Annotated in this window: 23 protein-coding genes; 10 read left to right on the top strand and 13 right to left on the bottom strand. The window is 72.8% G+C overall.

Going from position 1 to position 26,940, the window contains the following annotated elements; all coding sequences use genetic code 11:
- The first annotated feature begins 23 nt into the window (after positions 1 to 23).
- From ABZ865_RS19485 to ABZ865_RS19470, 4 genes are all read left to right on the top strand, one after another.
- Positions 24 to 1,202, top strand: coding sequence for an NAD(P)/FAD-dependent oxidoreductase (locus ABZ865_RS19485; protein ID WP_361231558.1), 1,179 nt, complete (start codon positions 24 to 26; stop codon positions 1,200 to 1,202).
- A gap of 158 nt (positions 1,203 to 1,360) precedes the next feature.
- The gene (locus ABZ865_RS19480; RefSeq protein WP_361231556.1) at positions 1,361 to 3,607 is read left to right on the top strand and encodes an acetate--CoA ligase family protein; all 2,247 of its coding nucleotides are present in this window, start codon (positions 1,361 to 1,363) and stop codon (positions 3,605 to 3,607) included.
- A gap of 8 nt (positions 3,608 to 3,615) precedes the next feature.
- Entirely contained in the window at positions 3,616 to 4,413 is a 798-nt protein-coding gene (locus tag ABZ865_RS19475; RefSeq protein WP_361232267.1) for an enoyl-CoA hydratase-related protein, read from the top strand.
- Positions 4,414 to 4,695: 282 nt separating this feature from the next.
- Complete coding sequence (locus ABZ865_RS19470) at positions 4,696 to 5,304, top strand: flavin reductase family protein (protein ID WP_361231554.1); 609 nt, start codon at positions 4,696 to 4,698, stop codon at positions 5,302 to 5,304.
- Between the two features lie 27 nt (positions 5,305 to 5,331).
- Here ABZ865_RS19470 and ABZ865_RS19465 read toward each other — a convergent pair whose 3' ends face one another.
- The gene (locus ABZ865_RS19465; RefSeq protein WP_361231552.1) at positions 5,332 to 6,642 is read right to left on the bottom strand and encodes an MFS transporter; all 1,311 of its coding nucleotides are present in this window, start codon (positions 6,640 to 6,642) and stop codon (positions 5,332 to 5,334) included.
- 71 nt (positions 6,643 to 6,713) lie between these two features.
- Here ABZ865_RS19465 and ABZ865_RS19460 point away from each other — a divergent pair, with 71 nt between their 5' ends.
- Entirely contained in the window at positions 6,714 to 7,724 is a 1,011-nt protein-coding gene (locus tag ABZ865_RS19460; protein WP_361231550.1) for a helix-turn-helix domain-containing protein, read from the top strand.
- Positions 7,725 to 7,765: 41 nt separating this feature from the next.
- Here the strand turns inward: ABZ865_RS19460 and ABZ865_RS19455 are convergent, their stop codons facing one another.
- The 3 genes from ABZ865_RS19455 to ABZ865_RS19445 all read right to left on the bottom strand — a co-directional run bounded on the left by ABZ865_RS19455 (position 7,766) and on the right by ABZ865_RS19445 (position 10,983).
- A complete protein-coding gene (locus ABZ865_RS19455) occupies positions 7,766 to 8,815 on the bottom strand; it encodes a Zn-dependent alcohol dehydrogenase (protein ID WP_361231548.1) in 1,050 nt (349 codons plus the stop codon).
- Positions 8,815 to 9,963 carry an acyl-CoA dehydrogenase family protein gene (locus ABZ865_RS19450; RefSeq protein ID WP_361231546.1) on the bottom strand — a complete coding sequence of 383 codons (1,149 nt, stop codon included), beginning with the start codon at positions 9,961 to 9,963 and terminating at the stop codon, positions 8,815 to 8,817. Before ABZ865_RS19450 ends, ABZ865_RS19455 begins: the two co-directional genes overlap by 1 nt.
- Positions 9,964 to 10,068: 105 nt before the next feature.
- Positions 10,069 to 10,983 (bottom strand): SDR family NAD(P)-dependent oxidoreductase, encoded by a 915-nt coding sequence (locus tag ABZ865_RS19445; RefSeq protein ID WP_361231544.1) that lies wholly within the window; start codon positions 10,981 to 10,983, stop codon positions 10,069 to 10,071.
- Between the two features lie 86 nt (positions 10,984 to 11,069).
- Here ABZ865_RS19445 and ABZ865_RS19440 point away from each other — a divergent pair, with 86 nt between their 5' ends.
- Positions 11,070 to 12,005 carry a cyclase family protein gene (locus tag ABZ865_RS19440; protein WP_361231542.1) on the top strand — a complete coding sequence of 312 codons (936 nt, stop codon included), beginning with the start codon at positions 11,070 to 11,072 and terminating at the stop codon, positions 12,003 to 12,005.
- 301 nt (positions 12,006 to 12,306) lie between these two features.
- On the opposite strand, the gene ABZ865_RS19435 is transcribed toward ABZ865_RS19440, so the two are convergent.
- The 4 genes from ABZ865_RS19435 to ABZ865_RS19420 form a co-directional block, all read right to left on the bottom strand.
- Complete coding sequence (locus ABZ865_RS19435) at positions 12,307 to 12,771, bottom strand: ATP-binding protein (protein ID WP_361231540.1); 465 nt, start codon at positions 12,769 to 12,771, stop codon at positions 12,307 to 12,309.
- 487 nt (positions 12,772 to 13,258) lie between these two features.
- Complete coding sequence (locus ABZ865_RS19430) at positions 13,259 to 14,155, bottom strand: acyl-CoA dehydrogenase family protein (RefSeq protein ID WP_361231538.1); 897 nt, start codon at positions 14,153 to 14,155, stop codon at positions 13,259 to 13,261.
- A 2-nt stretch (positions 14,156 to 14,157) separates the two neighbouring features.
- Positions 14,158 to 15,291, bottom strand: coding sequence for an acyl-CoA dehydrogenase family protein (locus ABZ865_RS19425; protein WP_361231536.1), 1,134 nt, complete (start codon positions 15,289 to 15,291; stop codon positions 14,158 to 14,160).
- Positions 15,291 to 16,484, bottom strand: a complete 1,194-nt coding sequence (locus tag ABZ865_RS19420; RefSeq protein WP_361231534.1) for an amidohydrolase family protein — start codon at positions 16,482 to 16,484, stop codon at positions 15,291 to 15,293. The genes ABZ865_RS19425 and ABZ865_RS19420 overlap by 1 nt, the downstream gene beginning before the upstream one ends.
- Before the next feature lie 143 nt (positions 16,485 to 16,627).
- Here ABZ865_RS19420 and ABZ865_RS19415 point away from each other — a divergent pair, with 143 nt between their 5' ends.
- Entirely contained in the window at positions 16,628 to 18,151 is a 1,524-nt protein-coding gene (locus tag ABZ865_RS19415; protein ID WP_361231532.1) for an AMP-binding protein, read from the top strand.
- On the opposite strand, the gene ABZ865_RS19410 is transcribed toward ABZ865_RS19415, so the two are convergent.
- Entirely contained in the window at positions 18,135 to 18,647 is a 513-nt protein-coding gene (locus tag ABZ865_RS19410) for an EF-hand domain-containing protein (RefSeq protein ID WP_361231530.1), read from the bottom strand. The genes ABZ865_RS19415 and ABZ865_RS19410 overlap by 17 nt on opposite strands.
- Positions 18,648 to 18,848: 201 nt before the next feature.
- Positions 18,849 to 19,223, bottom strand: coding sequence for an STAS domain-containing protein (locus tag ABZ865_RS19405; protein WP_361231528.1), 375 nt, complete (start codon positions 19,221 to 19,223; stop codon positions 18,849 to 18,851).
- A 333-nt stretch (positions 19,224 to 19,556) separates the two neighbouring features.
- Here ABZ865_RS19405 and ABZ865_RS19400 point away from each other — a divergent pair, with 333 nt between their 5' ends.
- Positions 19,557 to 20,138: a sigma-70 family RNA polymerase sigma factor gene (locus ABZ865_RS19400; protein ID WP_361231526.1), complete on the top strand. Its 582-nt coding sequence runs from the start codon at positions 19,557 to 19,559 to the stop codon at positions 20,136 to 20,138.
- Entirely contained in the window at positions 20,135 to 21,475 is a 1,341-nt protein-coding gene (locus ABZ865_RS19395) for an MDMPI N domain containing protein (protein ID WP_361231524.1), read from the top strand. The genes ABZ865_RS19400 and ABZ865_RS19395 overlap by 4 nt, the downstream gene beginning before the upstream one ends.
- A 517-nt stretch (positions 21,476 to 21,992) precedes the next feature.
- Here ABZ865_RS19395 and purU read toward each other — a convergent pair.
- Together purU and ABZ865_RS19385 are read right to left on the bottom strand one after the other, a co-directional pair.
- On the bottom strand, positions 21,993 to 22,874 hold the full coding sequence (purU, locus tag ABZ865_RS19390) for a formyltetrahydrofolate deformylase (protein WP_361231522.1): 882 nt from the start codon (positions 22,872 to 22,874) through the stop codon (positions 21,993 to 21,995).
- Positions 22,875 to 22,920: 46 nt separating this feature from the next.
- Complete coding sequence (locus ABZ865_RS19385) at positions 22,921 to 23,421, bottom strand: hypothetical protein (protein ID WP_361231519.1); 501 nt, start codon at positions 23,419 to 23,421, stop codon at positions 22,921 to 22,923.
- A 117-nt stretch (positions 23,422 to 23,538) separates the two neighbouring features.
- Between ABZ865_RS19385 and ABZ865_RS19380 the strand changes: the two genes are divergently transcribed.
- Complete coding sequence (locus ABZ865_RS19380) at positions 23,539 to 24,855, top strand: ABC transporter substrate-binding protein (RefSeq protein WP_361231517.1); 1,317 nt, start codon at positions 23,539 to 23,541, stop codon at positions 24,853 to 24,855.
- A gap of 198 nt (positions 24,856 to 25,053) precedes the next feature.
- On the opposite strand, the gene ABZ865_RS19375 is transcribed toward ABZ865_RS19380, so the two are convergent.
- On the bottom strand, positions 25,054 to 26,796 hold the full coding sequence (locus ABZ865_RS19375; RefSeq protein WP_361231515.1) for a hypothetical protein: 1,743 nt from the start codon (positions 26,794 to 26,796) through the stop codon (positions 25,054 to 25,056).
- Positions 26,797 to 26,940: the final 144 nt, after the last annotated feature.

Raw genomic sequence — 26,940 nt, 5'->3', positions numbered from 1 at the left:
GGTGCGTGATTACGCTCGCGCTCATGGCCGACTCCCGACCCCCCTCCGCGCACCTGTCCGCGACCCCCGCCGACCGCCCCGTCTACGTCATAGGCGCCGGTCCCGGCGGACTCGCCGCCGCGTACGCGCTGCGGGAGCGGGGCATACGGGCGGTGATCCTGGAGAAGGCCGAGCACGTGGGCGCCTCCTGGCGGGGCCACTACGACCGGCTGCGTCTGCACACCACCCGGCGGCTGTCGGCCCTGCCCGGCCTGGCGATGCCCCGCAGGTTCGGGCGCTGGGTGTCCCGGGACAACGTGGTCCGCTATCTGGAGAAGTACGCCGAGCACCACGAGCTGGAGATCGTCACCGGGGTCGAGGTGTTCCGGATCGACCGGGCGGCGGACGAGGACGGCTGGCTGCTGCACGCCTCGGGCGGGCGGGAGCTGACCGGCAGCGCGGTGGTCGTGGCGACCGGCTACAACCACACCCCGCACCTGCCCGAATGGCCGGGCCGGGACACGTACGCCGGGGAGCTGCTGCACGCCGGGCAGTACCGGAACGCCGAGCCGTACGCCGGCCGCGACGTGCTGGTCGTCGGGGTCGGCAACACGGGTGCCGAGATCGCCGTGGACCTGGTGGAGGGCGGCGCCTCGCGGGTCCGGCTCGCCGTGCGGACCGCGCCGCACATCGTGCGCCGTACGACCCTCGGCTGGCCCGCGCAGTACTCCGGCGTGCTGGTACGACGGCTGCCGGTGCGGCTCGTGGACCAGTTGGCCAAGTCGGTCGGCCGGCTGGGTGTGCCGGATCTGTCGGCGCACGGGCTGCCCCGCCCGGACACCGGGATGTACAGCAGGGTGATGCAGGGCGCCGTACCGGTCCAGGACGTCGGCCTGATCGACGCGGTGCGGGCGGGGAAGGTGGAGGTCGTGGCCGCCGTCGAGGGGTTCGAGGACGGGAAGGTGGTCCTCGCCGACGGCAGCCGGATCGAGCCGGACGCCGTGATCGCGGCGACCGGGTACGTGCGGGCGCTGGAAGGCCTGGTGGGGCATCTCGGCGTGCTCGACGCGCGCGGCAGACCCGTCGTCCAGGGCGCCCGCACCCCGGCCGGCGCGCCGGACCTCTACTTCCAGGGCTACACCAACCCGATCAGCGGCATGTTCCGCGAACTGGCCATCGACGCCCGCAAGATCGCGAAGGCGGCCGCGCGGCGGTTCGCGTAAGGGGCCGCCGGCGGGCCCCCGGCGGCGGGGTGCCGTAACTTTGCCGTTCCGACCCATTCCTGACGCTGTGTCAGTTCAGTAATCTGACACTGCGTCAGTTGAATGTTGTTGCTGTCCCACAGCGCCGCCGGCGCTGTCACACAGGAGCGGGCGGAACGATGCTTGGATCAACCCACGGCACCCTCACCACCGACTCCCGCCGGGCCCGGGTCATCGCCTGCGGCGAACAGCGGCCCGGCCCCGCCGTGCACGGCCGGGCCGACTCCATGGACGGCGGGGCGGGCGGGACCGACCTCGACGTCAGCGGGCGCCCGCTGTACGCCGACGTACCCGATCTGGCGCGGTTCTTCCGGCCCGAGTCGGTCGCCGTGATCGGCGCCTCGGACGCCGAGGGGCGGCCCAACACCGGGATCACCCGGCAGCTGCTGGCCTGGGCCGAGCGGGTGGGGGCGCGGGTGCATCCCGTGCATCCGTCCCGCGCGTCGGTGTTCGGCCTGCCCTGCGTCGCCTCCGTCGCCGACCTGCCCGAGCAGGTCGACCTGGCCGTGCTGCTGGTGGCCGATCCGCTGCCGGTGGTCGAGGAACTGGCAGAGGCGAAAGTGCGGTTCGCCGTCGCGTTCGCCTCCGGGTTCGCCGAGACCGGCGAGGAGGGCGCCGAGGCGCAGGAGCGGCTGGCCGAGGCCGTACGACGGTCGGGGCTGCGGCTGCTCGGGCCGAACACCAACCTGAACGCCTTCGAGCGGTTCCGGGACGACCTGGACGGGCCGGCCATCGCGCTGATCACCCAGTCCGGGCACCAGGGTCGGCCCGTCTTCGCCCTCCAGGAGCTGGGCATCCGGCTCTCCCACTGGGCGCCGACCGGCAACGAGGCCGACCTGGAGACCGCCGACTTCCTCTCCTGGTTCGCCGAGCAGCCCGAGGTCGGTGCCATCGCCGCTTACGTGGAGGGCCTGAAGGACGGCCGCGCCTTTCTGCTGGCCGCCGACCGGGCCGCCCGCCGGGGGGTGCCGGTGGTCGCGGTGAAGGTGGGCCGCACCGAGGCCGGGGCCCGTACGGCCGCCTCGCACACCGGCAAGCTGACCGGCGCCGACGACGTGGTGGACGCGGCCATGCGGCAGTACGGGGTGGTACGCGTCGACGGCCTCGACGAACTCCAGGACACCGCCGCCCTGTTGGCGCGGGCGCGGGCTCCCCGGGCCGAGGGGGTCGTCGTCTACTCCATCTCCGGCGGCACCGGCGCGCACGTCGCCGACCTCGCCGCCGGGGCGGGGCTGCGGCTGCCGAGGCTGTCGGAGGGCAAGCAGGCCGAGCTGCACCAGTGGATACCGGAGTACCTGAGCGTGGCCAACCCCGTGGACAACGGCGGGCATCCGGTGGGCGACTGGCGCGGCCGGAAGATCATCGACGCGATCCTCGCCGACCCCGAGGTCGGGGTGCTGATCTGCCCGGTGACCGGGCCCTTCCCGCCGCTCAGCGACACGCTCGTACGGGACCTGGTCGAGGCGGCGGAGGAGACGGACAAGCTGGTGTGCGTGGTGTGGGGGTCGCCGGTCGGCACCGAGCCCGCGTACCGGGAGGTACTGCTCGGCTCCTCCCGGGTGGCCACCTTCCGGACCGTCGGCAACTGCCTCACCGCCGTCCGCGCCTGGCTCGACCACCACCGCTTCGTGAGCGACTACCGCTCCCCGTTCGACGAGGCCCCGCGCACCCTCTCCCCCTCCTACCGCAAGGCCGAGGCCCTGATGCGGCCCGGCCAGCAGCTCAGCGAGCACGCGGCCAAGCAACTCCTGCGCGCCTACGGCATCCGGGTGCCGCGCGAGCAACTGGTGACCAGCGCGGCGGGGGCCGTCCGCGCGGCCGGGCAGGTGGGCTACCCGGTGGTGATGAAGGCGTCCGGCGCCCGGATCGCCCACAAGACCGAACTCGGCCTCGTCAAGATCGGCCTGACCTCCGCCAGCCAGGTCCGGGACGCCTACCGCGAGCTGACCGACATCGCCCGCTACGAGGGCGTCGCGCTGGACGGTGTCCTGGTGTGCCAGATGGTCGAGCAGGGCGTGGAGATGGTCGTCGGGGTCACGCACGACGAGCTGTTCGGGCCGACGGTGACCGTGGGGCTCGGCGGGGTGCTGGTGGAGGTGCTGCGCGACGCCGCCGTACGGGTGCCGCCGTTCGGCGAGGAGCAGGCCCGGGACATGCTCGCCGAACTGCGCGGCCGGGCCCTGCTGGACGGGGTCCGGGGGCGGCCGCCGGCCGACCTGGACGCGCTCGTGGAGGTCGTCCTGCGCGTGCAGCGCATGGCGCTCGAACTGGGCGAGCACATTGCGGAGTTGGACATCAACCCGCTGATGGTGCTGCCCCGGGGACAGGGCGCGGTGGCGCTGGACGCGCTGGTGGTGTGCCGATGAGCGAGGTGATGCGCGACGAAGCCGAGGTAGGGGTACGGCACGAGGTCCGTGAGCAGGTCTCGTACGTCACCCTCGACCGGCCCGAGTCCCTCAACGCGCTCACTCCGGGCATGCGGGACCGGCTGATCGGGCTGCTGGAGGAGGCGTCGGCGGATCCGGGCGTGCGGGCCGTGGTCCTCACCGGGACCGGGCGCGGGTTCTGCGCGGGCGCGGATCTGCGGGGCGGGGCCGCCGGGAAACGCCTCCCGGGAGACGTGGCACGCACCCTCCGCCTCGGCGCCCAGCGGCTGGTCGCCGCCGTGCTGGACTGCGAGAAGCCGGTGCTCGCGGCCGTGAACGGTACGGCGGCGGGGCTCGGGGCACATCTCGCGCTCGCCTGCGATCTGGTGCTGGCGGCCGAGTCGGCCCGGTTCATCGAGGTGTTCGTACGGCGCGGTCTCGTACCGGACGGCGGCGGCGCCTACCTGCTGCCCCGGCTGATCGGGCCGCAGCGGGCCAAGGAGCTCATGTTCTTCGGGGACGCGGTCCCGGCAGCGGAGGCCGAGCGGCTGGGGCTGGTCAACCGGGTCGTCCCGGACGGCGAGCTGGAGAAGACCGCCCGGGAGTGGGCGACCCGCCTGGCGGCCGGGCCGACCCGCGCCCTGGCGCTGACCAAGCAGCTGGTGAACGCCTCGCTGGACGGCGACCGGGCCGCCGCCTTCGCCGCCGAGGCGGCCGCACAGGAGATCAACATGACGGCGGAGGACGCCCGGGAGGGCCTGCGGGCGTTCGTGGAACGGCGGAGCCCGGAGTTCCGGGGACGGTGAGGCTCAGCCGCGCGGCGAGGGCGGCCGGTGCCCCGCCCAGCCCGGCCCCGTGGTCGTCCTGGGGGGCGGCGGCCCAGAGCCACCACAGCAGTCCGGCCGCCGGCAGCTGGGCGCCCCCGAAGGCCGCCGCCGCACTCAGGTCGTCGGGTGCCCAGGTCAGCCCGGCCCTCCGCAGCGTTTCCCGCGTCTTTCCCCGCCTCATGGCCGCAGCGTAGGTGCCCGTTTCCGGCCATCCGCCGACCCCTTCCCATCTGATGGCCCGTCAGCTTCAATGGAGGTGTGATGGGACACGCAGGGGCGGCGGCCGCCGCCGTCCGGTACCTCGGTTCGGCCCCCGCTTCGGGGCCCGTGGAGGCGTTGCCGCGCCCGGAGTTGCGGTGCGTCCGGGACGACGAGCGGGCGCCGGTGGACCAGGCGCTGTTCCGGGGCGTGCTCGGGAACTTCGCGACCGGCGTGACCGTGATCACCGCGCCGGCCGCCGAGGGCGAGGACTCTCCGGCCGGCTTCGCCTGCCAGTCCTTCTCCTCCCTCTCCCTCGACCCGCCCCTGGTCTGCTTCCTGGTGGGCCGCGCCTCGACGACCTGGCCGCGCATCGCCCGCGCGGGCGTCTTCTGCGTCAACGTGCTCAGCGCCGGACAGGGCGCGCTGTGCCGGGCCTTCGCGGTGAGCGGCGCGGACAAGTTCGCGGGGGTGGCCTACGACGCCGCGCCCGTCTCCGGCTCCCCGCGCCTGGCCGGTGCCGCCGCCTGGGTCGACTGCGCGATCCACGCCGTGCACACCGGCGGCGACCACCTCATCGTCGTGGGCCGGGTGACCGCCCTCGGTGCCGCCGAGCCGACGGATCCGCTGCTCTTCCACCGGGGCCGGTTCGCCCGGCTGGACGGCGGCTGAGCGGGCCCGGCGGGCGTCTGCCGGCGTTCAGGACACGGCCACGGCCGGGGCCGGGACCGCAGGGCGGCGGCGGATCACCAGGGCCATCAGGGCGGCCGCCGCACACAGGGTGCCGGAGGCGTACCAGACCATGTCGTAGGCGCCGAAGACGTCGCGGGCGACGCCGCCGAGGTAGGCGACGAGGGCGGCGCCGACCTGGTGGGAGGCGAGCACCCAGCCGAAGACGATGGCGCTGTCCTCGCCGTACTGCTCCCGGCACAGGGCCAGGGTGGGCGGGACGGTGGCGACCCAGTCGAGGCCGTAGAAGACGATGAAGAAGATCATCGGCGGGTGGACGGACGGCCCCAGCAGCATGGGGAGGAAGAGCAGCGAGATGCCGCGCAGGGCGTAGTAGACGGCGAGCAGGCGGCGCGGTTCGAAGCGGTCGGTGAACCAGCCGGAGGCGATCGTGCCGACGACGTCGAACACGCCGATGACCGCGAGCAGCGAGGCCGCCGCCGTGACGGGCATGCCGTGATCGTGGGCGGCGGGCACGAAGTGGGTCTGGATCAGCCCGTTGGTGGAGGCGCCACAGATCGCGAAGGTGCCGGCGAGCAGCCAGAACGGGCCGGTGCGGACGGCGGAGCCGAGGACCGTGAGGGTGCGCCGGGCGGCGCCGGTGACCGGCGGCGGCTTCGGTACGAACTCCTTCGCGCCGTACGGCGCGAGGCCCACGTCGGCGGGGTGGTCGCGCAGCAGGAGCCAGACGAACGGCACCACGGCGAGGGCGGCCAGGGCGACCGTGACGGCGGCCGGCCGCCAGTCGTACGACTCGACCATCCAGGACAGCAGTGGCAGGAAGATCAGCTGGCCGGAGGCGGAGCCCGCGGTCAGGATGCCGCTGACCAGGCCGCGCCGCTCGGTGAACCAGCGGTTGGTGACCGTCGCGGCGAAGGCCAGCGCCATGGACCCCGAGCCCAGGCCCACCAGCAGGCCCCAGCACAGCAGCAGCTGCCAGGCCGCCGTCATCCACACCGTCAGGCCTGAGCCGAGCGCGATCACGGTCAGCGCGACGGCGACCACGCGGCGGATGCCGAAGCGGTCCATCAGCGCGGCCGCGAAGGGCGCGGTGAGTCCGTAGAGCGCGAGGTTGACGGAGACGGCCGCGCCGATCGTGCCCCGCGACCAGCCGAACTCCTGGTGCAGCGGATCGATGAGCAGTCCGGGCAGGGAGCGGAAGGCGGCCGCGCCGATGATCGTGACGAAGGTGACGGCGGCGACGAACCAGGCGCGGTGCACCCTTCGGCGCCGGGCGGGCGGGGCCTGGGCGGGGACGGTGGCTTCGCTTGTCTGAGTCACGTCATAGAGGATCCTTTTTCCAGTCCCGTGCATCGAGTGGCCCGGAGGACAGCATTCGTTAGGATCGGGCCATGACTGTCGGCGAGGAGTTCCGCCCGCACCGCATCGTCGTCCTGGCCCTGGACGGCCTGCTCCCCTTCGAGCTGGGCATCCCGCACCGGATCTTCGGCCGCCCGAAGGACGCCGAGGGCCGGTATCTGTACGAGGTCGTCACCTGCTCGATCCGCCCGACGGGCCCGGTCGAGACCGACGCCGACTTCGCCGTGCACGTCCCGAACGGCCCGGAGGCGCTGGCCACGGCCGACACGGTGATCGTCCCGGCGTCGTACGAACTCGGGCCCGTCTACGAGGAGGGCAGGCTCACCGGCGAGCTGGCCGCCGCCCTGGCCCGGATCCGGCCCGGCACCCGCCTCGCCTCCATCTGCACCGGCGTCTACGTCCTCGCCGCCGCCGGCCGCCTCGACGGGCGCCCGGCGACCACGCACTGGGCGGACGCCGACCGCTTCCAGCGGATGTTCCCGCGGGTCCGGGTCGACGCGGACGTGCTGTTCATCGACGACGGCGACGTGCTGACGTCGGCCGGGGTGGCCGCCGGGATCGACCTGTGCCTGCACATGCTGCGCCGCGATCACGGCACGGCCGTCGCCAACGAGGTGGCCCGCCGCACCGTCGTCCCGCCCCACCGCGCCGGCGGCCAGGCCCAGTACATCCACCGCCCCGTCCCCGACCCGCAGCTGGCCACGACCACCGCCGCCCGCGCCTGGGCGCTGGGCCGCCTGCACGAGCCGATCCAGCTGCGGGACATGGCCGAGCAGGAGGCCATGTCGGTGCGCACCTTCACCCGCCGCTTCCGCGAGGAGGTCGGCATCAGCCCCGGCCAGTGGCTCACCCAGCAGCGTGTCGAACGCGCCCGCCATCTCCTGGAGTCCACCGACCTCTCGGTCGACCAGGTGGCCCGGGACGCGGGCTTCGGCACGGCCCAGTCGATGCGCCAGCACCTGCAACAGGCCCTCGGGGTCACCCCGACGGCCTACCGGCGGACGTTCCGCACGGAGGCGACACGGCCGGCCCCCGGAACGTGAGCACCACGGCACCGCTCGGAAGGTGAGCACCACGGCACCGCTCAGAAGGTGAGCACCGCCCGTGCCACCCGTCCCGCCTCCGCGTCGGCCCGGGCCTTCTCGAAGTCCTCCACCGGATAGGTCGCCGTCACCAACTCGTCCAGCAGCAGGCGCCCTTGGCGGTACAGCTCGGCATATCGGGGGATGTCGTACTGGGGCCGGGAGGAGCCGTAGCGGCAGCCGAGGACCGCCTTGTCGAGGAACATGGAGGAGACGACGAAGGACGCCTCGGCACCCGCCCGGGGCATGCCGAGCAGCACGGCCTGCCCGTGACGGTCGAGCAGGTCGATCGCCTGACGGACCAGCTCCACGCGCCCCACGCACTCGAAGACATGGTCGGCGCCCGTCGGCAGCAGGTCCCTTACCCCGTCCACCGAGGTCAGGAAGTCGGTCGCGCCGAACTGCCGGGCCGCCTCCTCCTTCGCCGGGTTGGCGTCCACGGCCACGATCCGCGGGGCGCCCGCGAGCCGCGCGCCCTGCAGCACGTTCAGGCCGATCCCGCCGGTGCCGATGACGACCACGCTGTCGCCCCGGTCCACCCGGGCCCGGTTGAGGACGGCACCGACCCCGGTCAGCACCCCGCACCCGATCAGCGCGGCCGACGGCAGCGGGATGTCCTTCGGGATCCGTACCGCCTGCACGGCCTTGACGACCGTACGTTCCGCGAAGGCGGAGTTGCTCGCGAACTGGTGGACCGCCCGGTCCCCCCGGGAGAAGGGCTTGCCGGGCCGCCCGATGGCCCGCCGGCACATCGTCGGCCGCCCCCGGTCGCAGTCCGCGCAGGTCCCGCAGTTGGCGAGCGTGGACAGGGCCACATGGTCGCCGGGCCCGACATGCGAGACGCCCGCACCGACCGCCTCCACCACCCCGGCCCCCTCGTGCCCCAGCACCACCGGCACCGGGAAGGGGATCGTCCCGTCCACCACGGACAGGTCGCTGTGGCACAGACCGGCCGCCGAGATCGCCACCAGCACCTCGCCGGGCCCCGGGTCCCGCACCGCCAGATCGTCCACCACCTGGACCCGCTTGCCGTCGAACACCACACCGCGCATCACAGGGACCCCTTCGGCTCTCTCGGCAGACCGAGCACCCGCTCGGCGATGATCGTGCGCTGAACCTGGTCCGAGCCGCCGTAGATGGTGTCGGCCCGGGAGAAGAGGAACAGTTGCTGGTCCGCGTCGAGTTCGTACGGCGTCGACGACGACCAGTCCCCGGGCCCGGCGGAGGCCTCCGCCCCCCGCACCTGAACCGCCAGCTCGCCGAGCCGCTGGTGCCAGTTCGCCCACAGCAGCTTGGCCGTACTGGGTGCGCCCACGTCACCCGAACCCCCCAGCGTGCGCAGCGCGTTCCACCGCATGACCCGCAACTCGGCCCACAGCCGCACCAGCCGGGCTCGTACGACGGGATCGTCGACCGCCCCGGTCCGCAGGGCTGTCCGCACGACCCGCGCCAGCTCCTCCGCGAACCCGATCTGCTGGGCCAGTGTCGAGACGCCCCGCTCGAACCCGAGCAGGCTCATCGCCACCCGCCACCCCTGCCCCTCTCCCCCGACGACGTGCTCCACGCGCGCGCGTGCCCCGTCGAAGAAGACCTCGTTGAAGTCGCTCGTGCCGGTCATCTGCCGGATGGGCCGTACGTCGACACGCCCCGGCTGGTCCATGGGCACCAGCAGAAAGCTCAGCCCGTGGTGCCGACGCGACCCTTCCTCGGTACGGGCCAGCACGAAGCACCAGTCGGCCTCATGGGCGAGCGACGTCCAGATCTTCTGTCCGGTGATCCGGTACGACGCCCCCTCCCGCACCGCCGTCGTACGAACCCCCGCCAGGTCGGACCCGGCGCCCGGCTCGCTGTATCCCTGGCACCACAGCTCCTCCCCGGCCGCGACGGGCGGAAGGAAACGGCGCTTCTGTTCCGCCGTGCCATGGGCGATGAGGGTCGGGGCCAGCAGGTTCTCCCCGATGTGCCCGGACCGCGGCGGCGCCCCCGACCGCGCGTACTCCTCGGCCCAGACGACCTGCTGAGTCAGCGTCCCGGTCCGATTCCCGTACCCCCCCTCACCCCACCCGAGCCCGATCCAACCGGCTGAGCCGAGAGCCCGCTCCCAACTGCGCCTGTCAACGGCGAGTTTGACATTCGCGTCCAACCAGGCGCCGACCTCGGCTCGGAAGGCCGCATCCTCAGCGGTGAATTCAAAGTCCACAGGGCCTCCTCGCAACACCGGTCACTGCAACACACCAAGGGGCGCGGGGAACGGCGCGATCAACCACGACGAACCCGCTCCCGCGAACCGACAACGCGCCCCGAGCTACTGGGCGTTCGGCCTAGAGCCCTGCCGGGCCGCGCTTTCCATCGCCAATAGCTGGGACAGCATGGGCATCGGGTCCACCCCCACCGACCCCGGCAGAACCTCCGCGATCCGCTCCGGCGTCCAGGCACCCTCCCCGTGAACCGAACGGAGTTCCCGCGGCTGGGCCCACACCGCGATCTTCGGGCCGGCGACCGTGTAGACCTGTCCGGTGATGTCCTCGTCGCGGGCCCGGTCGGACAGCAGGTACACCACCAGAGCCGCCACGTCCTCCGGCTCACCGATCTCCGTCAGCTCCATCGGCACGTTCGCCGACATCCGCGTACGGGCCACGGGAGCCACCGCGTTCGCGGTCACCCCGTACTTGTGCAGACCCAGCGCCGCGCTGCGGACGAGCGAGATGATCCCGCCCTTCGCCGCGCTGTAGTTGGCCTGCGAGACGGAACCCTGGTGGTTGCCGCTGGTGAAGCCGATCAGCGTGCCCGCGCGCTGCTTCCGCATCACCGCGGACGCGGCCCGGAACACGGTGAAGGTGCCCTTCAGATGAGTGGCGACGACCGGGTCCCACTCCTCCTCGGTCATGTTGAAGAGCATGCGTTCGCGCAGGATCCCGGCGACGCACACGACCCCGTCGAGGCGCCCGTACGAGGACAGGGCGACGTCGACGACTCGCTGCCCCCCACTCATCGTGGAGATGTCGTCGGCCACCGCGACCGCCTCCCCGCCCGCCGCCTCGATCTCCTTGACGACGGCGTCGGCGACCTCGCTGGTGGGTGAGGTGCCGTCGGTGGAGACGCCGTAGTCGTTGACGACGACCTGCGCTCCCTCGGCCGCCGCAGCGTGGGCGACCGCGCGTCCGATGCCCCGTCCGGCGCCGGTCACGGCGACCACCTTGCCTGCCAAGAAGTTCCCCACGTCCGGCCCCTTCCCGAGGTTTCTGACGGTCCGTTAGATTTTATGGCGCGTCGGATGTGCGGACACAAGCCCCGGGGAGGCACCGGATGTCACTGCCGACTCTTCATCCTGCGTTTCACGAGATCGCCAAGCGCGTGAACAACTGGGGGCGCTGGGGGGCGGACGACGAGATCGGCACGCTGAACCTGATCACCGGCGAGGTCGTCCGCGCGGCCGCCGCCTGCGTCCGCCGGGGCCGGCGCGTGCCCCTCGCGCTGCCTCTCCAGCAGGACGGTGTGCAGACGGGGATGATCCCCGGGCGGGTCAACCCGCTGCACACGATGGTGCAGATCAACCAGGAGCTGTTCGGGCCGGGCACGGTGGCGTGCAGCGACGACGCGGTGACCATGGGGCTGCAGGCGGGTACCCACTGGGACGCGCTGACCCATGTCTCGCACTCCGGGAAGCTCTACAACGGGCGCCCGGCGCACACGGTCACCGCGCACGGCGGCGCCGAGTTCAGCGGGATCGCCACGGCGCGGCACGTCGTCTCGCGCGGGGTGCTGCTGGACGTGGCGCGGGCGCGGGGCGTGGACCGGCTGGCGGGCGGGCACGCGGTCACGCCGGAGGACCTGGAGGCCGCGGAGGAGTTCGGTAGCGTCCGTGTGCGCGCCGGCGACATCGTGCTCGTACGCACCGGGCAGGTGCGGGTGTATCTGGCCGGGGACAAGCACGGGTACGGCTATCCGTCACCGGGTCTTTCGGTGCGCTGCCCGGAGTGGTTCCACGCGCGCGATGTGGCCGCGGTCGCGAACGACACGCTCACTTTTGAGATCTTTCCGCCCGAGATGGACAATCTCTGGTTGCCTGTGCACGCCCTGGACCTGGTGGAGATGGGGATGCTCCAGGGTCAGAACTGGAATCTCGAAGAGTTGTCCACAGCCTGTGGAGAAGAGGGCCGGTACGCGTTCCTGCTGTCGGCGATGCCCGAACCGTTCGTCGGAGCGACGGGAACACCGGTGGCACCGATCGCGGTGCTGTGAAGTCCGGTCGACGACGTCTGGTCGGTGAGGTCCGGCTGGTGAAGTCCGGCTGGCGGCGCACCCCCCTGTTTCCCCCTGGCGCCGCCAACCGGTGCGACCCACACTCGGCGAGGACGGCTGTCACCCGCGCCCTCGCCGTCCCCTCGCGGCGAATCACCGCCCACCAGGGTGTTGAAACGGTCACACGACGTCAACGCCGATACGGCGATTCATCACGAATGCCCTCTTCACCGGGGGCCGCGCACAGGTGCACCCCCGGCGCACCGCCGGACGCACCCCCGGCGCACCGCCGCTCCGGGGCCTACACCGCCTCGAACGCGAGATCCTCGTACGCGGCCGCCCCGCCCCCGTACGCCACCGCCGCGCCCTCCCGGGGCCCCGAGCAGCGGTCCAGTTCGCACCAGATGCTCTTGCCGGCGTCCTCAGGGCTCCAGCCCCAGCGGTCGGCCAGGCAGTCGACGAGGGCCAGGCCCCGGCCGCCGGTGGCGTCACCGCCGGCGCAGCGCGGCACGGGGGCGCGGGAGCTGGTGTCGGAGACCTCGAGGCGGACCGTGGCGGACTCGATCGCACCCGAGGGCAGGGACAGTCGCAGCACGGCAGGACGGCCGGTGTGCACCACGGCGTTGGTGACCAGTTCGGAGACGAGCAGGATCAGCGTCTCGGCGAGCGGCTCGTCGGCCTCTATGCCGGACCCGGCCAGGCGCGAACGGGCCCACCTCCGGGCTCGCCCCACCTCTGCGGGGTCGGGCCGGACTTCCAGCTGCACCTGAAGCACCTGCACCGCTCACACCATCCGAACCGGCGGACACATGACCTCGCGCCACGCGTCCAGCGCGACGGGGGCCACGATCGTAGCCATTCTCTGCATGGCCAGAACAACGGCCCGAGCAAGGATCACGGAACGTGATTCCCTTACGAGAAAGCATGGTTGACGTACAGTCACCCCAACAAGCGCTTCGGGCATATTCCAGCGCGAAGGAGTACCCGTGCGGCATACTGTGCGACGCTCGCTGCGGGGAGTCGAACAGGCCGATTCCGGCGTCACCCCGGGGGCAACACCGGTACGGCTCGTGCTCGTGGCCACTCGCATCCCACACAAGGTACCCGAGGGGGCACCCGACTCCGGGGCGTGACGAGTCCCGCGATGGGGACCCAACCGGGTATCGACGCTCCGTGATTCCGGTATGCCACGATCCGCGACATCGCGGGCCACGGCTTCGGCGGCACCGCAGGGCCGGGGGCCGGGCGGCCGGTCAGGCCACCAGGTCGGCGGCGAGCGCTTCCTCACCGTCCGTCCCCCCGCCGCTCCGCCGGGCCCGCACCCAGGCCCGTTTCAGATGCAGATGGACGTCCGCCTCCCAGGTGAAGCCCATGCCGCCGTGAATCTGCAGGCAGTCGCGGGCCCCGCGGACGGCGGCCTCGTCGGCGAGCAGCCGGGCGGCGGCGATGTCGGCCCGGTCGGCGGTCACGGCGGCCGCGTAGACCGCCGCGCGGGCGGTCTCGGTGCGTACCAGCATGTCGGCGCACAGGTGTTTGACGGCCTGGAAGGCCCCGATCGGCTGCCCGAACTGCTCACGGGTCCGGGCGTGTTGCACGGCCAGTTCGCCCACCCGCGCGGCCGTGCCGAGCTGCTCGGCGGCGGTGAGCAGCACGGCCACCGGATCGGGCTCGGGCGCGCCGGGGCCGGGTACCGCGTGCAGGGGTGTCAGCGGGTCGACCGAGGTGAGCGGCGTCGCCCCGGAGGTGTCCCCGCGTACGACGTCCGCCGCGTCGAGCCACTCCACCAGGGTGCCGTCGACCGCCGCCACCACCGTGTCCCCGGTGGCGGCCCCGGGCACGGCTCCGGCCGCCAGATGCGTCGCCACCAGCGGCCCCGGCACCAGCGCCCGGCCCGCCTCCTCGAACACCAGCACCGCCTCGCTCAGCCCGAGTCCGACGCCCCCGTCCGCCTCGGGCAGCCGCAGGGCGAAGAACCCGGCGTCCCCGAGCGCCTTCCACAGCGCCCGGTCCAGGCGCGGCGCGGCCCCGGCGCCCGCCCGCACGTGGGCGTCGGCCGCCGTGCGCAGTGCCTCGCCGGGGAGGTGCCGGGCGAGCAGTTCGCGGACGGCCGCCGTCAACGCCCGCTGCTCCTGGGTCGGTCGGAAACGCACGGTCACCGTCCCTTCGGCAGGCCGAGGATGCGCTCGGCGACGATGTTGCGCTGGATCTGGGAGGTGCCGGCGGCGATGGTGTACGAGAGGGAGGAGAGCCGGTCGAGCACCCAGGGCCGGTCCAGGTCGAGGGAGCCTGGTCCGAGGACGTCGGCGGCGGTGTCGTACAGCTCCTGGCGGGCGTGGGAATAGCGCAGCTTGAAGACCGAGCCGCCGACGCCCGGCACCCCGCCGCCCGCCTCCGCCTCGCTGACGTTCCACTGGGTCAGCCGCCACAGCGCCCGGAACTCGGCGTTGAGCCGCCCGAGCCGGCGCCGCAGCCCGGGGTCGTCCCAGCGGCCGTTCTCCCGTGCCGCGCGGGCGAGTTCGCCCAGCACCCGGCGGCAGGCGACGACCTCGCCGACGAAGGCCGTGCCCCGTTCGAAGGAGAGGGTCACCATGGTCACGCGCCAGCCGTCGTTCTCCGCGCCCACCCGGTTCGCCACTGGTACCCGCACCTCGTCCAGGAACACCTCGGCGAACTCCGTGGACCCGGCGAGCGTGCGCAGCGGCCGTACGGTGATGCCCTCGGCGTCCATGGGCAGGGCCAGCCAGGTGATGCCCCGGTGTCTGGGTGCCTCCGGGTCCGTGCGGACCAGCAGCTCGCACCAGTCGGCGACCTCGGCGTGCGAGGTCCAGATCTTGGACCCGGTCACCATGTAGTCGTCGCCGTCCCTCCGCGCGCGCGTGCGCAGCGCGGCGAGGTCGGAGCCGGCGTCCGGCTCGCTGAACCCCTGGCACCACACCTCGTCCCCGCGCAGGATCGGCGGCAGCCAGCGCTCCTTCTGCTCGGGGGTGCCCTCGGCGGCGATGGTGGGCCCGGCGTGCAGCAGCCCGACGAAGTTGGCGCCGACATAGGGGGCGCCCGCCTTCTCGGTCTCCTCCAGGAAGATCAGCCGCAAGGTCGGCGAGGCGTCCCAGTGGACGTCGGCGTACCCGGCGTCGTACAGCGTCCGCTGCCAGCCGAGGTCGTAGGCGCGGCGCCCGGGCCAGTCGTGCGGGGACGGCTTGGCCGGCAGGGTGGGCAGCACCTTGCCGAGCCACTCCCGCAGCCGGGCCCGGAACTCCTCCTCCTCGGGTGTGTACGAGAGGTCCACTAGCGGTCCAGGTCCAGGCCGAGCATGCGGATGGCGTTGCCCCGCATCAGCTTGTGCACGGTCTCGTCGTCCAGGCCCTTCACATGGTCGAGGGCGACCTCCTTGGTGTGCGGGAAGGTCGAGTCGACGTGCGGGTAGTCGGTCTCGAAGGTGGCGTTGTCGCGGCCGACGACGTCCAGGGACGCGATCCCGTGCTTGTCCCGGAAGAAGCAGCAGAAGATCTGCCGGTAGTAGTACGTGGAGGGCGGCTCGGGGATCAGGTCCCTGACCCCGCCCCAGGCGCGGTGCTCCTCCCACACGTCGTCGGCGCGTTCCAGGGCGTACGGGATCCAGCCCATCTGCCCTTCGGAGTAGGCGAGTTTGAGGGTCGGGAAGCGGACCAGGACCCCGCTGAAGAGGTAGTCCATCATCGAGGCCATCGCGTTGTTGAAGCTGAGCGAGGCCTGGACGGCGGGCGGGGCGTCCGGGGAGGCGGCGGGCATCTGGGAGCTGCTGCCGATGTGCATGTTGACCACCGTGCCGGTCTCCTGGCAGGCGGCGAAGAACGGGTCCCAGTACCCGGAGTGGATGGACGGCAGCCCGAGGTGGGTGGGGATCTCGGAGAAGGTCACGGCCCGCACCCCGCGCGCGGCGTTGCGCCGGATCTCTGCGACGGCCAGCTCCACGTCCCACAGCGGGATGAGGCACAGCGGGATCAGCCGGCCGCCGCTGTCGCCGCACCACTCCTCCACCATCCAGTCGTTGTAGGCGCGCACACAGGCCAGCGCGACCTCCTTGTCGTGCGCCTCGGCGAAGGTCTGGCCGCAGAAGCGCGGGAAGGTCGGGAAGCAGAGGCTGGCCTCGACGTGGTTGAGGTCCATGTCCTTCAGTCGCTCGGCGGGGTCCCAGCACCCTGGGCGCATCTGCTCCCGGGTGATCCCCTCCAGGGTCATCTCGTCCCGGTCGAAGCCGACGGCGGCGATGTTGCGCTTGTACGGGAACTTCAGGTCCTCGTAGATCCACCAGTCCGTCGGGGGGCCGGCCGGGTCCATGGTGATCTGGTACTTCCCGCCGACGTACGCCAGCTCCCCGATCCCGGCGGTCAGCGGCTTGGGCCCGTGGTCCCGGTACTTCGCCGGCAGCCAGGTCTCGAAGAGGTGGGCGGGTTCGATCACATGGTCGTCGACGCTGATGATGCGGGGCAGTTCGGTCATGGTTCCCCTCCGCGTTCCCTCCGCCGGACCGTACGGGCAGTGCGTACGGGCAGTACGAGCAGTACGTACGGGCAGTGCTTATCTGATGGCCCGTCAGATAGCATGGCAGCTGACGAGTCGTCAGCCAAGGAGGGGGCACACACGTGAACGAGACCCCGCACTCCCTGAGTTCCGCGCGCACCCTGTGGGAGCTGGTGGACCGCCGGGCCCGCCTCACCCCCGACCGCCCGGTGCTGCTCCAGGAGGACCGGGCGCTCACCTTCGGCGCACTGCACGAGGGCGCGGAGCGCGTGGCGGCGGGCCTGTACGGCATGGGCGTACGCCCCGGCACGGTGGTGGCCTGGCAGCTGCCCACCCGCATCGAGACGGCCCTGCTGTCCTTCGCCCTGGCCCGCCTGGGCGCCGTCCAGTCCCCGGTCATCCCCTTCTACCGGGACCGCGAGGTCGGCTTCGCGCTGCGCGAGTCCCGGGCCGAGTTCTTCGCCGTACCGGGCGCCTGGCGCGGCCACGACCACACGGAGATGGCCCGCCGCCTGGGCGCGAAGGGGGTCTTCGAGGCGTACGACGACCTGCCGCGGGGCGATCCGTCCGTACTGCCCCCTCCCCCCGCCGAGGGCACGTCGGTCCGCTGGATCTACTGGACCTCGGGCACCACCTCCGACCCCAAGGGCGTCCTGCACACCGACCGTTCCCTGATCGCGGGCGGCTCCTGCCTCGCCCACGCGCTGCGCCTGACACCGGACGACGTGGGCTCGATGGCCTTCCCGTACGCGCACATAGCCGGACCCGACTACACGGTGATGCTGCTGCTCTACGGCTTCCCGGCGGTGATGTTCGAGCACTTCGCGCTGCCGGACGCGCTGGCGGAGTACCGGCGGCACGGGGTGACCGTGGCCGGCGGCTCGACGGCGTTCTACTCGATGTTCCTCGCCGAACAGCGCAAGCGGCCAGGGGCGAAGGTGATTCCCTCCCTGCGGCTGCTCGCGGGCGGCGGGGCTCCCAAGCCCCCGGAGCTCTACCACGCCGTCGTCCGCGAGATGGACGTACAGCTCACGCACGGCTACGGCATGACCGAGGTGCCGATGATCACGATGGGCGATCCGCGGGACACCCCGGAGAACCTGGCGACGACCGAGGGCCGCCCGCCGGCCGGCATGGAGATCCGGATCGTCGACGGCGAGGTACGGCTGCGCGGCGAGGCCGTCTGCCAGGGCTACCTGGACCCCGCCCAGACGGCCGCCGCCTTCGACTCCGACGGCTTCCTGCGCACCGGCGACCTCGGCCATGTCACCGGCTCCGGCCACCTGGTCCTCACCGGCCGCCTGAAGGACGTCATCATCCGCAAGGGCGAGAACATCTCCGCCAAGGAGATCGAGGACCTGCTCGCCGCGCATCCGGCGGTGGGAGACGTGGCGGTGGTCGGGCTGCCGGACGCGGAGCGCGGGGAACTGGTCTGCGCGGTGGTCGAACGGCGTCCGGGCGCGGACGGGTTGACGCTGGCCGAGGCCGTGTCCTACCTGCGGGCGGAAGGGCTGTCCGTGCACAAACTGCCGGAGCGGCTGGAGGTGGTGGACGCCCTGCCACGCAACGAGACCTTGCGGAAGGTGCTCAAGTACCGCTTGCGGGAACGGTTCGGCGGGGCTTCGGAAGCTACTCCGGCACCGTGAAGTAGCGCGCGAACGCCTCGATGATCTCCGTCTCGCCGATCCTGCCGTCGCCGTCGGTGTCGAGGGCCGCGGCGACCGTCTGGGCGAGGTCCTCCGGTACATGGAAGACGCGGAGGACGCGGGCGGTGTCGGCGAGGGTGGCGTGGCCGTCGGTGTCCTGGTCGGCGACGGCCAGGGCCGCGTGCAGGAAGGGGCGGGCGATCTCGGCGAAGCGGCCGGGGTTGTCGCGCAGGCGCTTGACCGCGCCGGTGACGAACTCCTCGCGGGTGATGCGCTGGTCGCCGTCCCGGTCGGCGATGCCGGCCATGCCCTGCCAGAAGGCCTCGGCGCCGGCGTACAGCGCCTGCCCCTGGTCGGAGCGGGCGGTGACGCCGAACTCGGCGAGCAGTGCCTTGGCCGCGGTGCTGAAGTCCTCGCGGTCGATGTAGCCGTTGCCGTCCTGGTCGAAGGTGGCGAACCGGGCGGCGATCCTGCGCTCGTACTCGGTGCTGACCATGTCTGTTCGGGCCGCCTTACGTTGACGTGGGGGTCGATCTGGCTGGGAGCGTACGTCGTGCGCGGCTGTGAAGTGACGGGAAAACGGCGGTTGTGCCTGGACCGGGGGAATTCTGCGACAACTTTGTGGCGCCCGGGGGTCGGGTCGGCAGGAGGCCGGACCGCGCGAGGTCAGGCCGGCACGAGGTCGGACCTGCGGGAGTCAGGCCGAGAGGGGGCCGGCCTCGTCGGTGACGGCCGACTCGACGTCGGGGCGGATGTCGAACAGGCGGCGCACGCCGAGCGCGCCGAGCACCCGGTTGACGTGCGAGCCGTCGTCGGCGCCCCGGTCGGGCAGGATGAGCCGCAGCCGGCCCTGGCAGGAGCGGATCAGTCTGCGGGCGGCGACGAGGACGCCGACCCCGCTGGAGTCGCAGAAGAAGACCTCGGAGAGGTCGAGTACCAGGCTGTGGTGGCCGTCGGCGACCGCGTCGTGCACCCGCTGGCGCAGCACCGGCGAGGTCACCAGGTCCAGTTCCCCGGACACCCGGAGCACGGCCCACTCACCCCGCTCGGCGCCTTTCACTGTGAATGCCACGGCCCTGCCCCTCCGCTCGCCGGATCTCCCGGAACCGCCCGGAAAACGGAAGCGATTCCTACGTTTCCTTCCGCGCGGCTGCCCAGCGGCCGTTCCCTGAAACCCCGAACAGCAAACCGTGAACGATCGGCAAAGGGCTTGTTTCAGTCACTACCGATCCGGTTCGATCGGACATGAACACCCTTTGTGTGAAGGTTATGTGAAGAGGGCACTATCACCTGCGGCGCTTCACGGGGCGCACAATGACACAAAGGGGCGTGCGCTGTCAGACGTGCCGACTACATTCGAGATGACGGTGCGGACACGCTGAGCACGGGCGAGGGGAGGAACCACATGGCGAAGAAGGACGTACCGCCCCGCTGGGACCGCAAGATGCAGCAGCGGCTCGCGCGCGGCGAGGCGGCCGCCCTCGGCGAGCTGTACGACCGGTTCGCCTCCCTTGTCCACAGCCTCGCCCACCGCGTCCTCGGCGACGAGAAGGCCGCCGACGGCGTCACCCGCGAGGTCTTCACCCACCTCTGGGAGCACCCGGAGGGCTACGACCCCAAGCAGGGCCCGCTGCGCTCCTGGGTGGCCGCGGTGACCAACCGGATGGCCGTGCAGCGGCTGCGCGACAGCGAGACCGCCGCGCTCACCCGGGGCGAGAGCGGCTCCCCGGAGGAGCTGGAGAGCCTGGAGAGCAGGGTGCGCCGCGCCTCCGTCGCCGCCCGCGCCGACTACATCGTCCACTCGATGCCCTCCCCGCTGCGCGCCGCCCTGGAGCTGGCCTACTTCCAGCGGCGTGACTACCGCCAGACCGCCGTCGACCTCGGCGTCACCGAGGACGAGGCCCGCCGCCGCCTCCGCCTCGGCCTGCAACTGCTCTCCACCGCCCACGACGCCGGCACACCACCGGAACCCGGAGGTGCGGTGTGAGCGGAACCGGAGGACCCGGGGAGCCGTACGACGATGGCTCCGAGCATGCTGAACGTCAGCCCGAGCAGCGGTCCGACGGCGGGCCCGACCAGCCCGCGCGCATCCCGATGCCCCGCGCCTCCGTCGAGGACAGCGGACGGCCGCTGCCCGATCCGACCGACCTGGGGGATCTCGCACCTGTGCCGCTCGACCTCTCACACGACGTCCTGAAATCACTGCTCGGGGCCTGGGCCCTGGCCGCCTGCTCGGCGGCGGAGGCGGTGACCGTCGAGGACCACCTCGGCACCTGCGGTTCCTGCGCGGACGAGGCGCGACGGCTGCGCGAGGCGGTGGGGCTGCTGCACAAGCCCGAGAGCCTCGACCTGGACCCCGGGCTGCGCACCCGGGTCCTGGAGAGCTGCCTGCACCGCCGGCCGCCGCGCATCCCGGTGCCCGACTGGGCGGCGCCGTACGACGCCGAGACCGCGCGACTGGACGCGCTGCTGCAGGACTTCGGGGACGCCGAGTGGCACGCGCCGGTGCGGCTGCGGTGGTTCGAGGGCGACCGGAAGAAGAGCCGTCGTACGACCGTGGCCGGGGTGATCGCGCATCTGCTGTCGGTGGACGGGCTGGTCGCAGTGGCGCTGGGCCTGGACGACCCGCTGGCGGAGATCCTCGGGGCGAGCGGGACGGGCGGGCCGAGCGGGCCCGGCGGACAGGGCGTGGCCGGGCCGGTCGAGCGGACCGAGGCGTTCTGGCGGACCTCGCACTTCCCGCCGACGCGTTCGGTGCGGGGACCCTGGCGGGACCAGAGCCACCATCTCGTGCGGACGGCGTCCTTCACGGGCGGCAGCGTGGGCGGGTTCGCGGTGTCGTACGGCGACTTCGAACTGCCGCTGCACGACGCGATGCTGGACCGGGCCTTCGAGTGCTGGGCGCACGCCGAGGACATCGCGGAGGCGGTGGACTACCCGTACGAACCGCCCGCGCCACGGCACTTGAGCAAGATCATCGACCTCGCGGCCCGGATGCTGCCGACCGTGCTGGCCGCCCGGCGCCGGGCGGGACTGTCCGCGCCGGGCCGGACTCCGCATCTGGTGTCGGCGGGCACGCCGGGGCGCAGTGTGCGCCTGGAGATCGAGGGCGCGGCCGGCGGAGAGTGGCTGATCCCCCTGGACTCCCCGGGCGCGGTCGGCTCCGCCGAGTTCGAGGTCGCCCACGTCGCCCTCGACGGCGTGGAGTTCTGCCGCCTCGCCGCCGGCCACGTCTCCCCCGCGGAGGCCGCTGCGGGCCAGGTCGGCGACCGCGAGGCCATCCAGGACATCCTGTCGGCGGCGGCGAGCCTGAGCCGCATGTAGGAGCGGGCCGCGGATGCGCGGGCAGCCGGCCTGCCTTGTCGGCATGGCCAGTACGGCCGTTGTCGCCGCCGACTCGGACCGCGTGCGCACTCCGGTGGTCCACCAGGCGCCTGTCTCCGACGCGGACGCACTCCTTGCACAGACCAAAAGCCTCGGCGACCTCGGTGGCGTGCTCACCCCCCCCGTCACCGAACTGCTCAACGCCGTCCTCAAGGCCGACGACGGCCAGCTCATCCCCGACCAGGCGACCAAGCTCGGTGATGCCGTGAAGGCCGCCATCGCCCAGGCCGCCGCCGCGGCCCCCACGCCCCCGAGCCCGAAGAGCGGCGCCAAGGCGTGTGCCGCCGCCGATCTCTCCGCCGACGCGCTGGCCGGACTGCAGAAGGCGGTCGACGCGCTGCTGAAGGCGGCCACCTCCGGGGACGCCGGCCCGGGCAGCTCCCCGCGGTGCGTGCCGCGGGGAGCCCGGGCAAGGTGCTGTCGCCGCGGCAGGGTGCCCCTTCGGGGGTCGGCGTCTCTAGGCAAAGACCACCGTGCGGCGGCCGTTCAGGAGGATCCTCCGCTCGGCGTGCCACTTGACCGCGCGCGCGAGCGCCTGGCACTCCACGTCGCGGCCGATGGCGACCAGACCCTCGGGGGTGACGTCGTGGCCGACCCGCTCGACCTCCTGCTCGATGATCGGGCCCTCGTCGAGGTCGGCGGTGACGTAGTGGGCGGTGGCGCCGATCAGCTTCACGCCCCGGGCGTGCGCCTGGTGGTACGGCTTCGCGCCCTTGAAGCTCGGCAGGAAGGAGTGGTGGATGTTGATGATCCGGCCGCTGAGCTGCTTGCAGAGGTCGTCGGACAGCACCTGCATGTAGCGGGCCAGCACCACCAGCTCGACGTCCTGCTCGCGGACGAGCTCCAGCAGCCGCGCCTCGGCCTCGGGCTTGTTGTCCTTCGTCACCGGGATGTGGTGGAACGGGATGTTGTAGGAGCCCACCAGCTCCTCGAACTCGGTGTGGTTGGAGACCACCGCCGCGATCTCCACCGGCAGCGCACCGATCCGCGCGCGGAACAGCAGGTCGTTCAGGCAGTGCCCGAACTTGCTGACCATCAGGACGATCCGCATCTTCTGGTCGGCCTGGTGGATCTGCCAGTCCATGTGGAAGGTGTCACCGATCGCCGCGAAGCTCGCCCGCAGCTTCTCCACCGTCACCGGCGCCTCCGCCGAGAAGTGGACGCGCATGAAGAACAGACCCGTGTCGTGGTCGCCGAACTGCTGGCTGTCCTCGATGTTGCAGCCGGTCATGAACAGGTAGCTCGACACGGCGTGCACGATGCCCTTTTTGTCCGGGCAGGAGAGGGTGAGGACGTACTGATCGGCGGGGGCCGCGGCTCGGCTGGGCTGCTCGTTCATGCAGCCCAGAATCTCACGCCGGACCGGCCCTCCGAGCCGTTGTCCGCTACGCGGACCTGGTCATGATCCGCAGCACCTCGAGGGTCCGCGGCGGCGCGTCGGGGTCGTCCCCGTCGCTCGTGGCGAGCCGCAGATGCGCGTCCCGGGCCGCCCGCACCGCCTCCGGCCACCCCTGGTGTTCGAGGTAGGCGCCGACCGGCGCGTCCGGTCCGACCTGGTGCATGATCCGCAGCACCCGCAGCACGGCGGTGTCGACGAGCGCCGCCTCCTGCGAGTCCCGGAAGATCGTGCCGACGTATTTCTCGGCCGACCAGTTGTCCAGCCAGGTGTCCTCGACCAGCCGGTACACGGCGTCGGTGACGTCCCCGTACCCGTCCACGCCGGCCAGCCAGACGTCCCGCTGGAACACCGGGTCGGAGAGCATGTGCAGCGCGGAGCGCACATTGCTGCGCCAGCGCCACCACGGCATGTCGTTCAGTGGCATGCCGCCCATGGTGGAGGAGCGACGGCCGCGACGGGAAGAGTTCTCCGAACCTTGCACGGTCATCGATCGTACGTTCTCCGTCCCACTGATCACACCGGCCCCTGGAATTCACCCTGGTGTCACTTTTCGTTGACCGAGGGTCACTCTTGGGTTAGCTGTGTGAGGGAATCGTGCATGTGCATGACCGGCAGGCGACGCACCTTCAGTTCCATCCTCCCCTTCCTCTCCCGGCCGACCAGAGCAGCCGCCCTGTCCGCGAGCGCTCTGGCCGCGTGTGCGTCGCTGACCGCCGGGTGCGGGGTCATCCCCGGTGCCACGGGGGGCTCCGGGGATGGCCCGATCAAGGTCATGACCTGGGCACCCGACAAGACCGACGCCACCAACAAGCCCGGCATGCCCGCGATGGCCCGCGCCTACGCCAAGTGGATCAACGGCCAGGGCGGCGTCAACGGCCGCAAGCTCGAGGTCCTGACCTGCAACGACCACAACGACAGCGTGGGCGCCGCGGAGTGCGCCCGGCGCGCGGCGGCCGAGGACGTGGTCGCGGTCGTCGGCTCCTACAGCCAGTTCGGCGACTCCTACCTCGCCCCGCTGGAGAGCGCCGGCATCCCCTACATCGGTGGCTACGGCGTCACCAACGAGGAGTTCACCGGCCACCTGTCCTACCCGGTCAACGGGGGCCAGCCCGCCCTCCTGGCCGGTCTCGGCAAGGCACTGGCCGGCACCTGCGGTCCGGTCGCCCTGGTCCGCCCCGACAGCATCGCCGGCGACCAGCTGCCCGCGGTGCTCGACTCGGGCCTGAAGGCGGGGGGACACGCGCAGGCGGGCGACCAGCTCGCCGCCGAGAACGCCACCGAGTACGGCGGCCAGGCCGATCAGGCGCTGCGGTACGCGACCCAGGACGTCACCCGCAGGGGGTGCGTGGTGCCCGCGCTCGGGGACCGCACCGAAGCCTTCATGGACTCCTTCCGGCGCGCCCGCGAGGGGTTCCCGAAGGTGCGGCTGGCGACCGTGCTGGGCAGCGTCGACCAGACGGTGATCAACGCGACGGGCGGGGCGTCGGGACCGTACGAGGGGGCGTACATCACCGGCTGGTACCCGCCGGCGTCCGACGCGCGCTGGGCCCCCATGAAGCGGGTCATCAACGAGGAGGCCTTCGGCGACAACCGCATCGACCCCGCGGACGCCGGAGTGCAGACCACCTGGATCGCCTACACCGTGCTGAAGGCCGTACTGGAGAAGATCGGCGACGGCGAGGTGAGCGCCGACACCGTGCGGCGCACCCTCGACCACGGGCTGAAGGTGTCCACGGGCGGCCTCACCCCGACCCTCCACTGGCCCGACGAGACCACGCTCGCCGCGGTCGGCTTCCCGCGGCTCGTCAACGCCGACGTGACCCTCCAGGTGGTCCGCGACGGCAGGCTGGTCGCCGCCAAGCAGAGCGGGCCGGGCGGCGGCGACATGACGAAGACCCTGGAGACCGCGGACATCGGCTGACCGAGCGGACCGGACCCCGCCGACAGGACCTGGCCGACAGAGCCTCGCCGACAGGGCCGAGCCGGCACTCCGGCGCCTGTGGTGCTCCAGGCGCCGGAACCGTCTCAGGCGCGCCGGAGGATCCCAGGCGCGCCGGAGGGCGTCAGAGGCTCCTGAGGGCGGCAGAGGCTCGGAGGGCCTCAGCGGCCCCGGAGGCCGTCAGAGCTGGGTGGGCTGGCGCTGGGTCAGGCCGTACTTCTGCGCGATGGCGTTCCACAGGCCGGCCGCCTTGGACTTCTCCGCGCTGGCGGTGACGCTCGCCCGATCGCCCGCCTGGGTCTGCCCGGTGGGCTTGGCGTGGCCCTTGTGGCAGCCCCGCTTGCCGCCCACCTGGTCGGCCCAGGCCGCGTAGTGGTTGTCGGCGGAGGCGGAGGCCTGCCAGGCCTTGGTGAGGGAGGCGGTCAGCTCGGCGTTGTTCGGCAGCTTGTCCACGGACAGCTTGCCCAGCCGGGTGACCAGGTCGCCGCGCTGCTTGGCGGCGGCACGCAGGTCGGAGGCGGCCTGGCCGAGGTTGTCGCACTGCCGGACGTTGCCGACCGCCCGGATCACCGAGGCACGGCTGCCGCCGCTGTCGGCGAGCAGCTTGTCCAGCTCGACCGCCTGCGCCTTGGCCGGGTCGGCGGCGGGCGAGGCGGACTGCTGCTGGGTGGCCGACGCCGAGGCGGCGACGTTCTTGCTGTCGTCGCCCTTGTCCCCGCCACCGCCGCTGAGCAGCGCGCCGGCGCCGATGCCGACGACGGCGATGCCGACGCCGATGGCGGCGATCAGCGGCACCCGCGAGCCGGTCCGGCCGCCCCGGCGCCCGCCCTCGTAGTCCATCGAGTCCACCGGCAGCCCCCGCGTCGAGGGCTGCTGCGGCGGGCCGGCGTAGGCGTCCGGCCGACCCTGCGGCTGGACGCGCGGCATCTGCTGCGTGGCCCCGGCCGGGCCCTCGGCGCCCGCGGGCCCGCTGCGGAAGAGGTTGTCGAACTCGGCGGGCGGCTGCCGGTCCCCGCCCTGCCCCCCGCCGGGGACCGGCGGTATGTACTGGGTGGCCTCCGCGTCCGCGTGGCCGGCCGGCGCGGGCTGCTGCTGCACGCGCCCCAGGAACCGGGTCTCCTCCCCGGCCGCCTCCGGCGGCAGCGCGCCCGGCGCCACCGGCGGGATGTACTGCGTGGCGCCCTCGTCGGCCCCGCCCGCCGGAACCGGCGGCAGGTACTGGGTCGCCCCCTCGGGCACGGCGCCCGGGACGGCCGACGGGTACGCGGACGGCTGCCCGCCCGCGTCGGCGGGCACCGGCGGGATGTACTGGGTCGCGCCGTCGGCCGCCGGGGGCAGCGGGGCGCCCGCCGCCGGGTACGCGGGCGGCAGGGGCGCACCGGAGGAACCCGGAAGGTCCTGCCCGGCGGGCGGCAGGGGCGCGGCGGACGAACCCGGCAGCTCGTGCCCGGCGTACTGCTGCGGGTACGACTCGGCACCGCCGTAGCCGGGCTGCCCGGCGTCCTGGCCATAGGCCGGGGCCTGTCCGGCGGAGCCGTAGCCGGGCTGCCCGCCGTACGCGGGCGCCTGGCCGTCCTGGCCGTATCCGGGGGCGGGCGTGCCGTACGACTGGGCGCCGTACGACGACGGGGCCGGCGCGCCCTCGGGGGGCAGCGGGCCGGGACCGCCCGTGGCCGGGGGCTGCTCCGGGGTGTGCCACTGCTGGCCGGCCGCCGCGGGCCAGCCCTGGCCCTGCTGGGTCTGCTGGGGCTGCTCCTGGCCGGGGCCCCAGCCGCCGCCCCACGCCTGCCCACCGGCCGGCGCGGCGGGCGCGGGTGCGGGTGTCATGCCCGGCAGCAGGGGCTCACCTCCGTCGGAGGGCAGCACGATGCCTTCGTGCGCGCGCTGCGCCGAGGGCTCATCGCCCTGTCCACTCTGCGTCACCGGGACTCCTACGATTGAGGGACCTTCGGAATCGTCGGCTCACGCTACCGGGTCCCCCGAGCCGGGTGCCACGCAGCTCAGGGCGCGATCTTGTGCCCTGTGACAGCGGTAACAAAACCTCCCCGCGGCACGCTGTTTATGCCC

Source organism: Streptomyces sp. NPDC047085, assembly GCF_040643735.1.
Classification (GTDB): domain Bacteria; phylum Actinomycetota; class Actinomycetes; order Streptomycetales; family Streptomycetaceae; genus Streptomyces.
The sequence above is the reverse complement of the archived record's forward strand: the minus strand, read 5'-3'. Positions and strand labels throughout refer to the sequence as shown.